Source organism: Caenispirillum salinarum (assembly GCF_044803115.1).
In the GTDB taxonomy this organism is placed as follows: domain Bacteria; phylum Pseudomonadota; class Alphaproteobacteria; order Rhodospirillales; family Rhodospirillaceae; genus Caenispirillum; species Caenispirillum salinarum_A.
Window position 1 is genome coordinate 1,516,702 of record NZ_CP085224.1, and the last position, 14,702, is coordinate 1,531,403.

Here is a 14,702-nt window from a genome sequence, read left to right on the forward strand (position 1 = left end):
CTCCAACTGGATCAACACACGATGTCCGATCTTCGCGACCTTGCCCTCAGCTCGAATGCCTGGCCGTTTCAGGAGGCCCGCGCCCTGCTGGAAAAGCGGCTGAAGGGGAAGAAACCGGAGAAGGGCTACGTGCTGTTCGAGACCGGCTACGGCCCCTCGGGCCTGCCGCACATCGGCACCTTCGGCGAGGTGATGCGCACCACCATGGTCCGCCGCGCCTTCGAGGTGCTGGCGCCCGAGATCCCGACGCGCCTGTTCGCCTTTTCCGACGACATGGACGGCCTGCGCAAGGTGCCCGAAAACATCCCCAACAAGGAGGTTGTCGCCGCGCACCTGGGCAAGCCGCTGACGCGCATCCCCGATCCCTTCGGCACGCACGACAGCTTCGGCCACCACAACAACGCCCGCCTGCGCGGCTTCCTCGACAGCTTCGGCTTCGAGTACGAGTTCCAATCGGCGACCGACTTCTACACGTCGGGTCGTTTCGACGATGCGCTCAAGCGGGTGAACGAGTGCTACGACGCCATCATGGACGTGGTGCTGCCGACGCTGGGCGAGGAGCGGCGCCAGACCTATTCCCCGTTCCTGCCGGTCAGCCCCAAGTCGGGCAAGGTGCTGCAGGTCGCCATCCTGGACCGCGACGTGGAGGAAGGCCTGATTACCTTCGAGGACGAGGACGGCGAGCGCGTCACCCAGTCCATCTACAAGGGCGGCTGCAAGCTTCAGTGGAAGTGCGACTGGGGCATGCGCTGGTACGCGCTGGGCGTCGACTACGAGATGTCGGGCAAGGACCTGATCCCGTCGGTCGAGCTGTCGTCCAAGATCTGCCGCATCCTGGGCGGCACGCCGCCGCAGAACCTGACGTATGAACTGTTCCTGGACGATCGCGGTCAGAAGATCAGCAAGTCCAAGGGCAACGGCCTGTCCATGGAGGAATGGCTGCGCTATGCGCCCGAGGAGAGCCTGGCGCTGTACATGTACCAGAAGCCCAAGACGGCGAAGCGCCTGTACTTCGACGTCATCCCCAAGGCGGTGGACGAGTACCTGACCCACTGCGAGAAGTACCCGGAGCAGGAGCCGAAGACCCAGCTGACCAACCCGGCGTACCACATCCACGGTGGCAAGCCGCCGGTGCTGAAGGCGCACCTGTCCTATGGCATCCTGCTGAACCTGGCGGGCGTGGCGCATTCCGACGATCCGGCGGTGCTGTGGCACTACATCACCCGCTACGCCCCGGACGCCAGCCCGGAAACGGCGCCCATGCTGGACCGGCTGGTGACCTATGCCATCCGCTACTACACCGACTTCGTCCTGCCCCATAAGGTCTACCGCAAGGCGACCCCGGACGAGGTGACGGCGCTGACGGAATTGCGCGACAAGCTCAAGGCCGCGCCGGCGGAGGAACGCACCGACGCCCAGGCGCTGCAGAACGCGGTGTACGAGGTCGGCAAGGCCCACACCGAGACCTTCCCCGAGCTGCGGGCGTGGTTCCAGTGCCTCTACCAGGTGCTGCTGGGCCAGGACCAGGGGCCGCGCATGGGCTCGTTCTTCGCGCTCTATGGCGTTGACGAGTCCGTGGCGCTGCTCGACCGCGCCGTGAAGGGCGAGGATCTGGCAGCGGCGTGAGGCCGGCGTGAACAGCGAAAGGGCGCGGCGGCTTCGGCCTCCGCGCCCTTTTTCCTTGTACACTTTGCAGCGGGATGTGCCGCCCGGTCTCTACACCCGGTATCCCAGCGCGCGCGGAATGGCGAGCACCAGCTCCGGCCACACCAGCACGGCGATCAGCGCCAGGCCCATGCTCAGCACCAGCCAGAGAATCCACCGGAAGGTGCTTTCCATGGGCACGCCGGCGACGGTGGTGGTCACCATCAGGTTGACGGCCACTGGCGGGGTGAACTGGCCGATGGCGATGTTCATGGCCATGACCACGCCGAACCACGTCACGTTCCACTGGAACGCCGTCACGATGGGCATGAGCAGCGGCAGCATGATCAGGTAGATGGAAATGCCGTCCAGCACCATGCCGGCCAGCAGCAGGAACACCATGATCATGCCCAGGATGACCCACTGGTTGTCCGACACCGACAGCAGGGCCTCGGCGGCGGCATCGAAGGTACCCAGCGTCGCGCCGGCCCAGGCGAAGATGCCCGCCAGCGAGATGATGAGCATGATGATACCCGACGTCACCGCGCTGTCGACGAACACCTGGTACAGGTCGCGCAGGCCGATGGAGCGGTAGATGACCATGCCGACGATGATGCCGTAGGCCACGGCCACCACCGCGGCCTCCGTCGGCGTGAACAGGCCCGACCGCAGGCCGCCCAGGATGATGACCGGCGCCATCAGCCCCGGAATGGCGCCGACGAATGCCTTCCAGATGTTGGGCCGCGTCGGGTCCTCGGCGGCGCCCAGGTCGTGGCGGCGCGACAGCCACAGCACGGGCAGGATGATCGCCAGCCCCGCCAGCAGGCCCGGCACGATGCCGCCGGCGAACAGGGCGCGCAGGTCCGCGCCCGGCACCAGGATGGAATAGACGATCAGCGCCACCGACGGCGGGATCAGGATGGCGGTGGAAGCCCCCGCGGCGATGACCGAGGCGGCGAAGGGCTTGGGGTAGCCCGCCTTCATCATGCTGGGAATCATCACCATGGCGACGGCGGCGGCATCGGCGGGGCCGGAGCCCGACATGCCGCCCATCATCAGGCACACCAGCACCGCGACCACCGCCAGCCCGCCCCGGCGCGGCCCCACGATGGCGCTGGCGAAGGTGACCAGCGCCTTGGCGACGCCCGACCGCTCGAAGATCATGCCGGTCAGGATGAACAGCGGGATGGCGATCAGCGGATATTTGGCGATGCCGTTGTACGTGTTCGTACCGACGGTCGCCAGGGCGTAGACGTCCAGCCCCAGATAGATGCCGACGATGCCGGCGAAGCCAAGCGCCACGGCGATGGGTGTGCCGATGAACAGCAGCGCCGCGAAGCTGAGGAGAAGGGCTGCGCCGGCGGTCATGCCTCGCGTCCTCCGTCACGGCCCCGGCGGGGGCGCAGCGCCAGCCAGGCGCGCTCCAGCACGCGGAACAGAATCACCGCCGACAGGATCGGCAGCCACATGGTGTAGAGCCAGTTGGGATAGCCAAGGCCCGCCGACACGGTCTCGTAGGTGAACTCGTCCAGCGCGAACAGGGCGCCGTAATACAGCACCATGGAAAAGACCAGCGTGGTGATCGCCAGCGTCAGCAATTCCGCCGCCAGCCGCAGGGGCCGGGGCATGCGCTCCAGGAAGAAGGTGATCTTGATGTGGTCGTGGCGCGCGAAGGCGACCGCCGCCCCTAGCAGCGTCATCACCACCAGCAGGAAGATGGAGAACTCTTCCGTGAACGCGAAGGAGGCGTTGGTGGCGTAGCGCACCACCACGTTCGCCAGGCTGATGAGGCAGATAAGCGCCATGGCGGCGGCGGCCAGGGCTTCCTCCACCTTCAGCGGCACCTTGGGCGGCGGTGGCGGTTCGGCGTCGACGGGGCCTTGCGGACCGTACAGCGCCTTGTCGTCGACGCCGCCGCCGCCCGGAGACGAAGGGGCCGTGTCGCTCACGAGGTGACCTGTTTGCGGTAGGTGTCGGTGTCCATGTCGCGCACCTCCACCGACAGGTTGATGCCCGGCTTGCCCTCGACCGCGCCGGCGAGTCGGGCGAGGACGGCCTCGGCGAGCGCGCCCTTGGCCTCGGGCGTGCGGCCCTTCAGCAGGCCGATCTCGACATGCATCATGAAACCTTCCGCCGCGCCGTCGGCGACGACCACGTCGCCGACATTGAGGATGCGGCTCTTGCAGGCGTCCATGGTGGCCTTGGCGTGCTCCACGCACAGGCGATGGACGGACAGCGCCAACTGCGCGGGCTCGAAGGCGCCGGCCAGGTTGGCGGAGTGCTCGATGCGGATCTGCGGCATGGTGGGGTTCCTTGGGGAGAAGGGGCGGGGCGGCTGACGGAGTGCGTGGACCCCAGCTTTCGCTGGGGCGACGTCGTTGAAGACCCCTTCATTCCCGCGAAAGCAGGAATCCACGCACAGCGTCGGCCGCCCGCACGCCCTTACCGGTTGGCGATGCTCTCTTCGGCCTTCTTGACCAGGTCCGGCCCGATCTTCCGGGCCCAGTCGTCATAGACGCCGCGGGTGGCATCCACGAAGGCCTGGCGCTGTTCCGGCGTCAGTTCGGTGACCTCCGTGCCCAGGCTGCGGATTTCCTCGATCAGGGACCGGTCGTCTTCGGTCACGCCCTCGCGCGCGGCCTCGATGCCGATCTTGCCGGCGTCGACGGCGGCCTGGCGGACGATTTCCTGGTCTTCCGGCGAGAAGCTGTCCCACACGCGCTTGTTGATGGCGAAGATCAGCGGATCGGCCATGTAGTGCCACAGCGTGATGTGGTCCTGGCCGATGGTGTCCATCTTCGCCAGCTTGTAGATGATGAGCGGGTTTTCCTGGCCGTCGACGGCGCCGGTGGTGAGCGCCGGCTTGGCATCGGCCCAGCTCATCTGCGTCGGGTTGGCGCCCAGCGCGGTGAAGGTGTCGTTGAACAGCGGCGAGCCGACCACGCGCATCTTCAAGCCGGCCATGTCCTCGGGCGAGGTGATGGGCTTCTGGCTGTTGGACACCTCGCGGAAGCCGTTCTCGGCCCAGGCCAGCGGCACCACGCCCTGCTTCTCGATGGCAGCGAAGATGTCCTCGCCCACCGGCCCTTGCGTCAGGGCGTCGATCGCGTCGTAGTCGGGCATGAGGAAGGGCAGGGAGAACAGGTTCAGTTCCTTGACCTGCGGCGACCAGTTGATGGTCGAGCCCACCGCCATGTCGATGATGCCCTGGCGCATGGCGGTGAATTCCTTGGTCTGGTCGCCCTGCACCAGCTGGGTGCCGGGGTAGACCTTCATGGAGATGCGCCCGTCGGTGCGCTCGTCCACCAGCTTCACCCACTCCTCGGCGGCGATGCCCCAGGGGAAGGGCGTGCCGAGCACGGTGGAGACCTTGTATTCGTTCTTGTAGTCGGCGGCGGTGGCGGCGGTGGTCAGGCCCGGCAGGGCCACGGCGGCGGCGACCAGCGCCCCCAGCACTCCCTTGAACATGCTCATGTTGCGTTTCCTCGTTGCGCGACAGTAACTGATTCGGCTGCACGGAGATTAGCCGTTCGGACCGTTTTAGCGCAATGAAAGGAATGGCTGCAGTGCGAGAGTGAAAGGAGGTTACGCGGCCCCCGATCCGTCCGCCGGGAATACCAGCCGTGCCGCCAGGCCCGGCGCCGCGTCGTCCAGTTCCAGCGCCGCGCCGTGGCTGCGCGCGATGGCCGAGACCAGCGCGAGCCCCAGTCCGTTGCCGGGGGTGGAGCGGCTGGCGTCCAGGCGGACGAAGCGGTCCGTCACGCGGTCGCGGTCCTCTGGCGCAATGCCGGGGCCGGTGTCGCGCACCTCCAGAACCGGGCCGTGATTCCCCGCCGGCGGCAGGACGGAAACACGCACCGCGCCGCCCGCAGGCGTATATTTCACCGCGTTGTCCAGCAGGTTGGACAGGGCCTGGAACAGAAGCTCGCGGCTGCCCTGCACGCTTACTCCGGCCAGCGGGCCGGCGGTGAGCGACAGGCCCTCGTCCTCGGCCAGCGGCTCGTAGAGATCGGCGGCGTCTTCCACCAGGGCGCCCAGGTCGACCGAAACCGCGTCCTTCAGCCGCACGCCCGACTCGGCCTCTGCGATGGACAGCAGGGCGTTGAAGGTCGCCAGCAGGCCGTCGGCCTCCGCCAGCACGGCGGCGCAGGTCTCGCGCAGGTCCTCGGCGGTTCCGCCCTGGGCCACGGCCGTTTCAAGCTGCGCGCGCATGCGCGTCAGCGGGCTGCGCAGGTCGTGGGCGACGTTGTTGGAGACGGTGCGGATGCCGGTCATCAACTGCTCGATCTGGTCGAGCATGGCGTTGAGCGTGGCCGCCAGCCGGTCGAACTCGTCGCCCGAGCCGGTGGTGTTCATGCGGTGGGAGACGTCGCCGCGCATGATGGTCTCCGCCCCGCGCGAAATGCCTTCGATGCGTGCCAGAACGCGCCGGCTGACCAGCGCCCCGCCGCCCAGGCCCAGCACCAGCGTGCCCGCCAGCGCCCAGGCCATGGCCTCGGCCATCAGGTCCTGGAAGCGGTCGAGCGCGCGGGTGTCGCGGCCGACCAGCAGATGAAAGCCCGCCGACAGACGGAACGCCTTGGCGCGGCCGTAGGCGGCCTCCGTCCCGTCGCCGGCCAGGGGGAACATGACCCAGCTGCCCTGTTCCGTCGCGTTGGCCGGCCAGGCGGAGACGTTGCCGGCGATGGGCCGGAACTTGGGGTCCGTCAACAGGTAGAGCGAGCCCGACACGTTCGCCGGACCCGTGCGCCGCTCGATGGCTTCCACCAGGCCGCCTAAGCCGCGGGTGTTGTAGTGCTGGGCCAGCGCGTCGATGTCGGACGTTATGGCCTCGTCGATGGTGCGGCTGATGTTCTGCGCCGTCGTCCAATAGATGGCCGTCAGCAGCAGCAGCACCGACAGCCCGAACACCGCGGTATAGGCCAGCGTCAGGCGGAAGGCAGACGTCTTCAGGAATCTAGGCATCGGCACGGATCACGTACCCCGCGCCCCGGATGGTCTGTAGCAGGGGCTTGTCGAAGCCCTTGTCGATCTTCTGCCGCAGACGGCTGATGTGGACGTCGATGACGTTGGTCTGCGGGTCGAAGTGGTAGTCCCACACGCCTTCCAGCAGCATGGTGCGGGTGACCACCTTGCCGGCGTGGCGCATGAGGTATTCCAGCAGCTTGAACTCGCGCGGCTGAAGGTCAATGGGCTTGCCGGCGCGGGTCACGCGGCGCTCGATCAGGTCCATCTCCAGGTCGTCCACCTTCAGCTTCGTCTCGACCGAGGGCGCGGCGCGGCGGCGGGAAAGAACCTCGACGCGGGCCAGCAGTTCCGAGAAGGCAAACGGCTTGGTCAGGTAGTCGTCGGCCCCGGCCTTCAGGCCCTTGACCCGATCGTCCACCTGGGCGAGCGCCGAGAGAAACAGGATGGGCGTGCCCACGTTGGCCGCGCGCAGCGCCTGCACCAGCGCGATGCCGTCCAGCCCGGGCAGCATGCGGTCGACCACCAGCACGTCGTAGGAGCCGTCGGTTGCGCGGAACAGGCCGTCGCGGCCGTCGGTCACGCGGTCGACCACATGGCCGGCCTCGGTCAGGCCCTTTTCGATGTATCCGCCGGTCTTCTCGTCGTCCTCGACCACCAGGACGCGCATGTCATGCTCCCCCTTGTCCCAAGCCTGTGCCCTCAACGCGCGAACACCCGCGCCCGGTTGGAAGCCGGGCGCGGGGTCCGCGATGGTCGATATATAGGAGAGATATTAGGCGCTGCGCAGCTTGACGGGCACGAAGATCTCGCCGCCGTCGCGGCGCACCAGCAGGAGCACGCTGTCCTTCTCGGCCTTCTTGGCGGCAGAGACGGCATTGATCACGTCCTGCGGGTTGGCCACCGTCGAGCCGTTGGCCTTGACGATCACGTCACCCTGGCGCAGGCCGCGCTCGGCGGCGGGGCCGGTCGGGTCCACCTGGGCGATGACGGCGCCCTCGGCGTCGGCATCCAGGCCCAGCTGCTCGGCCAGTTCCGGCGTCACCGGGGCCAGCGCCAGGCCCAGCTCGCCCTTGCCCTCGATGGAGCCCTGGCCGTCACCCTCGGCCGAGGCGACCTGCTGCGTAGGCAACCTGCCCAGTTCAACGCTCAGGCTCTTTTCCTTGCCGTCGCGCAGGACGGTCAGGTCGACCGTGTCGCCCGGCTTATAGGCGGCGATCATGCGCGGCAGGTCGCGCATTTCCGCGACCGGCTGGCCGTCGACGGCGGTGATGACGTCGCCGGCCTTCATGCCCGCGCCCATGGCCGGGGTGTCGTCGGTGACCTGGGAAATCAGCGCGCCTTGCGTTGCGTCCTCGGAGAGGTCCATGGCCTCGGCGATTTCCGGCGTCACCGGCTGGATGGAGACGCCCAGCCAGCCGCGGCGGACCTCGCCGTTTTCCTTCAACTGCGCGATCACCGGCTTGGCGACGTTGGCCGGCACGGCGAAGCCGATGCCGACACTGCCGCCGTTGGGCGAGTAGATGGCGGTGTTCACGCCCATCACCGCGCCGTCGGTGCTGAACATCGGGCCGCCCGAGTTGCCCTTGTTGATGGCCGCATCGGTCTGGATGAAGTCGTCCAGCGGATCGTTGCCGATGGCGCGGCCACGGGCAGAGACGATGCCGGCGGTGACCGTGCCGCCCAGGCCGAACGGGTTGCCGACGGCCATGACCCAATCGCCGACCTTCAGGCCGTCGCTGTCACCGAAGGAGACGAAGGGCAAGTCCTCGGCGCTTTCGACCTTCAGAAGCGCGATGTCGGTCTTGGCGTCGGTGCCGATGACCTCGGCGTCCAGGGTGGTGCCGTCGGTCAGCTGAATACTGACGCTGTCGGCTCCGTCGATGACGTGGTTGTTGGTCACCACGTAACCGTCATCGCCGTCGATGATGAAGCCCGAGCCCAGGCCCACGGACTTGCCGCCGGGGCCGCGCGGACCCTGCGGGGCTTCCGGATGGCCGAAGCGGCGGAAGAATTCCTCGAACGGCGAGCCCCGGCCGTAGCGCTCCGACAGCTCGTTGGTGGCCTGGCGGACGGCCTTCTCGGCGGTGATGGTGACTACGGCCGGCGAAACCTTTTCCACCAGCGGCGAGAAGGTTTCCGGCATGGGCGCGGCGGCGGCCGTCTGCCCCACGGCGACCAGCGACGCTCCGGCGGCGGCCAGCAGCAGGGCGGCGCGGCGGGTCTTGGCGCGGCGGAAGGTAAGAGACGCTGTCATTCGGTTCACTCTCCTGCGGACCATCGAAATCAGGTGTCATGGCCGGAGGACCCGCCGATCGACCGCGCCGGCGGTGCGGACCTTGCGAGGGGCTCCGTCCGCCGGTGGGGATCACGTCCGCCTCACTCGGGGGGGAGGGAGGGGGAGGCGGACAAGGCGGGGCGGCAAAGCCCTCTCGGCCATGACCTGCTGCAATATGGTCCGACGCCCCTGACAAGCGCCTTGCGGCAGGATGAACATTTCGTAAGGTTGGAGAGGACCGGAATGCCGACGTATCGCGGATGATGTGTCGGCAAAATGTCGAGGTTTTCTTGACGAAACGACGCGGCCTGTCAGCCGCGCGCCACCAGTGCCTGAACCTCATCGGCCGTCGGTGCGGCGTCGGAGGCTCCGCGGCGGGTGGTCGCCAAAGCTCCGCAGGCGGCGGCGACGCGCACCGCTTCCTCCAGCGATGCCCCGGCGGCCAAGGCATGGCCGAGCCCGCCGTTGAAGCAGTCGCCGGCCGCCACGGTGTCTATGGCCTCCACGGCGAAGGCGGGCATGAAGCCCTCGGCCTCGCCCTCGCGCCAGACGACGCCGGCGGCCCCCATCTTGACCACGGCCCGCGACAGGCCGCGCTCGACCATGGCGCGGGCGGCGGCGAGCGCGCTGTCGCGGTCGGCGGGGCGGATGCCGACCAGCGCCTCGGTCTCGGTCTCGTTGGGGGTCATCAGGTCGACGCTCCGCCATACGGTCTCGGGCAGGCCGCGGCGCGGCGCGGGGGCCGGGTCCAGGATCACCAGCCCGCCCGCCTGGCGCACCATGGCGGCGGCGTCCATGGCCGTAGCCAGCGGGATTTCCAGTTGCAGCAACAGGACCTGCGTCTTGCGCAGCAGCGGCGCGATGCGCTCGACGTCCGTGTGGTCGATCGCCATGTTGGCGCCGCCGATGACGGTGATACTGTTCTCGGCCCTCGCATCCACCCCGATCACCGCGATGCCGGTGGGGGCGTCCGGCGAGGCCTGAAGATGCGTCGTGGCGACGCCGAAGTGGGCGAGGCGTTCGCGCGCCAACGTTCCAAAGGTGTCGATGCCGGTGCGCCCGGCAAGCTCCACCGCGCCGCCAAGCCGTGCCACCGCGACCGCCTGGTTGGCGCCCTTGCCGCCCAGCCCGATGGCATAGCCGGAGCCGTGGACGGTTTCGCCGGGGCGGGGCAGGCGGTCGGCGTAGGCGACCACATCGACGTTGACGGAGCCGAAGACGGTGATGGTCATGGGAGCACCTGTCGGAAAAGGAAAGGCTCAGCCCGCGCGGCCGACGGAGGCGCGCTCCACCAGCCGGGGCATGAGCTTGAGCACGCGGGGCAGGGCGGCTGCGCTTTCAAGGTGGTTGATGATGGCGTCGGCCGCCCGGGTGCCCAGTTCGCGGGTGCCCTGGCGGATGGTGGTCAGCGGCGGGCTCATGTAGGCGGCCAGTTCGATGTCGTCGTAACCCATGACCGACACATCGCCCGGCACGGAAAGCCCGGCCTCGCCGGCGGCGCACAAGGCGCCCATGGCCGACATGTCGTTGAAGCAGAACACCGCCTGCGGACGCCGCGGCGCCGGCCGGTCGAGCAGCGCCGTCATGGCCGCCTGACCGCTGGCGACGGTCAGGTCGCCGGGCACGATCAGGTCCGGGTCGAGGTCCATCCCGGCGGCGTCCAATGCGGCGCGCACGCCTGCCAGACGCTCGGCCGAGCGGGGATGACGCTCTGGCCCCGTGATGCAGGCGATGCGGGAAAAACCGTGACTAGCCAGGTACTTGCCCGCCAGCAAGCCACCGGCGTAGCTGTCGTCGGCGACCGCCGAGACGCCCGGCGTTTCCTCGGCGTCGAGCGCCAGGGTCGGCACGTCCGCGGCCTCGGCGAATTCGGCCGGGGCGGCGGGGTCCATGTTGCCGGTCATCACCACCAGCGCGTCGATGCGCTTCATGCGCAGGGCGGCCAGGTAGGCGTGCTGCTTGTCGGGATCGTCCTCGGAATTGCACAGCATCAGGCTGTAGCCGCGCGCGAAGCAGGCCGACTCCACGCCCTGGATCACTTCCGCGAAAAAGGGGTTGGTGGAGTTGGTGACCATCATGCCGATGGTGTGCGTGCGGTTGGCCTTCAGCGCGCGGGCCACGCCGCTGGGAGCATAGCCCAGCCGGTCCACCGCCTCGCGCACGCGCTCCGCCGTTTCGGGCGCCACGAAGCGGGTGCCGTTGATGACGTGGCTGACCGTGGTGACGGATACCTCGGCGGCGCGGGCGACGTCCTTGATGGTGGCCATGGGCGGCGATCCTCAGAGGGGCGGCGAAGGGATGGGTGGAGAAGGTCTTTGCCTTCTCCACCCATACGCAGGCGTAGGAGCGCTTTTACTTCGTCACGGCCTTGAGGGGAACCGGCGTGTACTCCGGCACCTCTTCGCCCTTGGCGACCTGGGCGGCGGTTTCCACACCCATCTCGCCGATCTTGCCGGCCTGCTGGGCGATGGTCGCGATCATGGAGCCGTCCTCGACGGCCGCCACGCCGTCGGCGGTGCCGTCGAAGCCGACCACGATGATGTCGCGGCCCGAGGCCTCGATGGCCTTGATGGCGCCCAGCGCCATCTCGTCGTTGTGGGCGAACACGGCGTCGATCTCGGGCTGGGCCTGGAGGATGTTCTCCATGACGTTCAGGCCCTTGGTGCGGTCGAAGTCGGCCGGCTGGCTGGCGACGATCTCGATGCCCTCGGCGGCGTCCACGGCCTGGTGGAAGCCCTCGCCGCGGTCGCGGGCGGCCGAGGTGCCGGGAACGCCCTGAAGCTCCACCACCTTGCCCTGGCCGTTCAGGGCCTCGACGATCAGCTCGCCGGCCATCTTGCCGCCGGCGACGTTGTCAGATGCGATGTGGCTGACGACCTCGCCGCCGTTGGCCGCACGGTCCAGCGTCACCACCGGCACGTCCTTGCGGTTGGCGGCGCGGACGCTGGAGCGCACGGCGTCGCTGTCGGTCGGGTTGATGAGCAGGACCTCGATGTCCTTGTTCAGCACGTCCTCGACGTTGGCCAGTTCCTTGGCCGGGTCGTTCTGGCTGTCGAGGACCACCAGCTCGTAGCCCAGCTCCTTGGCCTTGCTCTCGGCGCCGTCCTTGAGGGTGACGAAGAACGGGTTGTTCAGGGTGGAGACCACCAGCGCCATGGTGTCGGCCGCCTGGGCCGCGACGGAGGAGCCGAGAAGCGCCGCCGAAGCCGCGGCCGCCAGAAGTACCTTGCGCATGATGTACCTGCCTTTCTGGTTTCTTGGACTGGTTGAGAAGAAGAACAGGGTTTCCGTTAAGGCCCCTTCGTGTCGTTTTCGGGGCGCTATCGGTTGATCTTGCCGCGACTGTCGACCAGCACGGCAAGCAGGATCACGGCCCCCTTGGCGATCATCTGGTAGTAGGACGACACGTCCATCAGGTTCAGGGCGTTGTTGAGCACGCCAATGATGAGCGCGCCGATCAGGGTGCCGAAAATGTACCCGCGCCCGCCCATCAGGCTGGTGCCGCCCAGCACCACGGCGGCAATGGCGTCCAGCTCATAGGCCGTGCCGGCGGTGGGCTGGGCGCTTTCCAGGCGCGCGGTCAGGATGATGCCCGCCAGCGCCGCCATCAGGCCCGAAACGGCATAGACGGCAATCTTCACCCGCGTCACCGAAATGCCGGCCAGGCGGGTCACCTGCTCGTTGCCGCCGACGGCATAGACGTAGCGGCCAAACCGCATCTGACTGAGCACGAACCAGCAGACGATGAAGGCGAACGCCGCGATCAGCACCGGCACGGGAATGCCGAACACGTACTCGCCGCCAATGGCCCAGAAGGGGTCGGACATGGTGGTGATGGGGCGCCCGTCGGTATAGACCAGCGTCGCCCCCCTCAGCACCGTCATGCCCACCAGCGTCGCGATGAAGGGCTGCACGCCGCCGATGGCGATCACCACGCCGTTGGCCGCGCCCAGCGCCGCGCCCAGCGCCAGGGTCGCCGGCAGGGCAACCCACAGGCTTGCGTCGGCCGCCACCAGCGAGGCGCAGACCGCGCCCGTGAAGGCCAGAACCGAGCCGACGGAAAGGTCGATGCCGGCGGTCAGGATGACGAAGGTCATCCCCATGGCGATGATGGCGTTGATGGACGTCTGCCGCAGGATGTTCAGCAGGTTGTCCACGGTCAGGAAGTTGGGGCTGTAGAGCGACACCACGGCCATCAGCAGGATCAGGCCCACCAGCGACTTGTTGGCGGCCAGGAACCGCAGGACGGCCTTGCCGGCGCCCCCGTTGGCGGCGGTTTCGGCAGTGCGGGAGGTGGCGTTGCTGGGCATGATGTTCGTCCTTCAGGCCACGGCGCGTTCCATGATGCCTTCCTGCGTCGCCTGCCCGCGGTCGAAAGACCCGGTCAGGCGGCCGTGGGACAGCACCAGGATGCGGTCCGACAGGCCCAGCAGCTCCGGCATGTCCGACGACATGAGAAGCACGCACAGGCCCTGTTCCTTCAACTTGTTGATGAGCACGTAGATCTCGCGCCGCGCCCCGACGTCCACGCCGCGCGTCGGTTCGTCCAGGATGACCACCCTGGGCTCGGTCAGCAGCGATTTCGCCAGCGATACCTTTTGCTGGTTGCCGCCTGACAGAGTGTTGACGGGGCAATCCATGTCCGGCGCCTTGACGGCGAACGCCTTCATGTACTCGGCAATGGCGGAGGTTTCCTTCGCGCGGTCCACCACCGGTCCGCGCGACAGCCGCCCCAGCGCGCCGAGCGCCATGTTGAAGCGGATGGAGTGCGGCTGGATCAGGCCGTCGGCCTTGCGGTCCTCGGTCACATAGGCGATGCCGACGCGCACGCCGTCGCGCGGGCTTTTCAGCGTCACGGGCACGCCGTCGACCTCCACCGTCCCCGACGACAGGCGGTTGGCGCCGTAGATGGCGCGGGCGAGTTCCGTGCGCCCGGCGCCCATCAGGCCGGCGAAGCCCACCACCTCGCCGGCGCGGGCGGTGAAGGACACGTCCTCCACCCCCTCGGCGCAGGCATTGGCGACCTCCAGCCGCACCGGGCCGGGGGCGCATTTGACATGGGGATACTGGTCGGTGATCTCGCGCCCGACCATGTGGCGGATGAGGTCCGCCTCCGTCAGGTCGGCGACGGTGCCGGTGTGGACCATCTGGCCGTCGCGCAGCACGGTCACGTCGTCGCACAGCGCGAAGATTTCGGAAAGCCGGTGGCTGATGTAGACGATCGCCTTGCCCTCGGCCTTGAGCGACCGGATGACCTCGAACAGGATGCGGGTCTCGACGTCCGTCAAGGCGTCGGTGGGCTCGTCCATGATGATGACTTCGGCGTCCAGCGACAGGGCGCGGGCGATCTCGACCATCTGCTGGGTTCCGACGCCCATGCGCCCCAGCGGCGCGCCCGGCGATACATGGCCCTGCTTCAGCCGCGCCAGCAGATCGGTCGCGCGGGCCTTCATGGTCGACCAGTCGATGCTGCCAAAGCGCGTGCGCGGCTCGCGGCCGAGGAAGATGTTCTCCGCCACCGACAGGCCGGGCAGCAGGTTCAACTCCTGGTGGATGATGGCGATGCCGGCGTCCATGGCCTGGCGCGGGGTGGTGAACCGAACCGGCTGACCCTTGAAGCGGATCTCGCCGCCCTTGTCCGGGTCGTGGATGCCGGTGACGATCTTCATCAGCGTCGACTTGCCGGCGCCGTTTTCGCCCACCAGCGCCATGACGCGGCCGGCGTGGATGGAGAAATCCACGTCGCGCAGGACGTTGACCGCCCCGAAGGTCTTGCCGATGCCGTGAAGGGAAAGAAGCGGCGCCGTCATCGCAT

The 14,702-nt window shown here is 68.2% G+C and carries 13 protein-coding genes; 1 reads left to right on the forward strand and 12 read right to left on the reverse strand.

Going from position 1 to position 14,702, the window contains the following annotated elements; all coding sequences use genetic code 11:
- Positions 1 to 21: 21 nt before the first annotated feature.
- Positions 22 to 1,626 carry a lysine--tRNA ligase gene (locus LG334_RS06895; RefSeq protein WP_404384577.1) on the forward strand — a complete coding sequence of 535 codons (1,605 nt, stop codon included), beginning with the start codon at positions 22 to 24 and terminating at the stop codon, positions 1,624 to 1,626.
- 90 nt (positions 1,627 to 1,716) lie between these two features.
- On the opposite strand, the gene LG334_RS06900 is transcribed toward LG334_RS06895, so the two are convergent.
- From LG334_RS06900 to LG334_RS06955, 12 genes are all read right to left on the reverse strand, one after another.
- Positions 1,717 to 3,012: a TRAP transporter large permease gene (locus tag LG334_RS06900; RefSeq protein ID WP_404384579.1), complete on the reverse strand. Its 1,296-nt coding sequence runs from the start codon at positions 3,010 to 3,012 to the stop codon at positions 1,717 to 1,719.
- Positions 3,009 to 3,593 carry a TRAP transporter small permease gene (locus LG334_RS06905; protein WP_404384581.1) on the reverse strand — a complete coding sequence of 195 codons (585 nt, stop codon included), beginning with the start codon at positions 3,591 to 3,593 and terminating at the stop codon, positions 3,009 to 3,011. The genes LG334_RS06900 and LG334_RS06905 overlap by 4 nt, the downstream gene beginning before the upstream one ends.
- Positions 3,590 to 3,946, reverse strand: a complete 357-nt coding sequence (locus LG334_RS06910; RefSeq protein ID WP_404384583.1) for a 5-carboxymethyl-2-hydroxymuconate Delta-isomerase — start codon at positions 3,944 to 3,946, stop codon at positions 3,590 to 3,592. Before LG334_RS06910 ends, LG334_RS06905 begins: the two co-directional genes overlap by 4 nt.
- 140 nt (positions 3,947 to 4,086) lie before the next feature.
- Positions 4,087 to 5,118 (reverse strand): DctP family TRAP transporter solute-binding subunit, encoded by a 1,032-nt coding sequence (locus LG334_RS06915; protein ID WP_404384585.1) that lies wholly within the window; start codon positions 5,116 to 5,118, stop codon positions 4,087 to 4,089.
- A 111-nt stretch (positions 5,119 to 5,229) separates the two neighbouring features.
- Positions 5,230 to 6,609, reverse strand: coding sequence for a sensor histidine kinase (locus tag LG334_RS06920; protein ID WP_404384587.1), 1,380 nt, complete (start codon positions 6,607 to 6,609; stop codon positions 5,230 to 5,232).
- The gene (locus LG334_RS06925; RefSeq protein WP_404384589.1) at positions 6,602 to 7,279 is read right to left on the reverse strand and encodes a winged helix-turn-helix domain-containing protein; all 678 of its coding nucleotides are present in this window, start codon (positions 7,277 to 7,279) and stop codon (positions 6,602 to 6,604) included. The genes LG334_RS06920 and LG334_RS06925 overlap by 8 nt, the downstream gene beginning before the upstream one ends.
- A 105-nt stretch (positions 7,280 to 7,384) precedes the next feature.
- The gene (locus LG334_RS06930) at positions 7,385 to 8,866 is read right to left on the reverse strand and encodes a DegQ family serine endoprotease (RefSeq protein ID WP_404384591.1); all 1,482 of its coding nucleotides are present in this window, start codon (positions 8,864 to 8,866) and stop codon (positions 7,385 to 7,387) included.
- A 332-nt stretch (positions 8,867 to 9,198) separates the two neighbouring features.
- A complete protein-coding gene (rbsK, locus tag LG334_RS06935) occupies positions 9,199 to 10,119 on the reverse strand; it encodes a ribokinase (RefSeq protein WP_404384593.1) in 921 nt (306 codons plus the stop codon).
- 27 nt (positions 10,120 to 10,146) lie between these two features.
- Positions 10,147 to 11,154, reverse strand: coding sequence for a LacI family DNA-binding transcriptional regulator (locus LG334_RS06940; protein ID WP_404384595.1), 1,008 nt, complete (start codon positions 11,152 to 11,154; stop codon positions 10,147 to 10,149).
- 85 nt (positions 11,155 to 11,239) lie between these two features.
- Entirely contained in the window at positions 11,240 to 12,121 is an 882-nt protein-coding gene (gene rbsB, locus LG334_RS06945; RefSeq protein WP_404384597.1) for a ribose ABC transporter substrate-binding protein RbsB, read from the reverse strand.
- An 86-nt stretch (positions 12,122 to 12,207) separates the two neighbouring features.
- Complete coding sequence (gene rbsC / locus LG334_RS06950; RefSeq protein ID WP_404384599.1) at positions 12,208 to 13,197, reverse strand: ribose ABC transporter permease; 990 nt, start codon at positions 13,195 to 13,197, stop codon at positions 12,208 to 12,210.
- 12 nt (positions 13,198 to 13,209) lie between these two features.
- Positions 13,210 to 14,697 (reverse strand): sugar ABC transporter ATP-binding protein, encoded by a 1,488-nt coding sequence (locus LG334_RS06955; protein ID WP_404384601.1) that lies wholly within the window; start codon positions 14,695 to 14,697, stop codon positions 13,210 to 13,212.
- Positions 14,698 to 14,702: the final 5 nt, after the last annotated feature.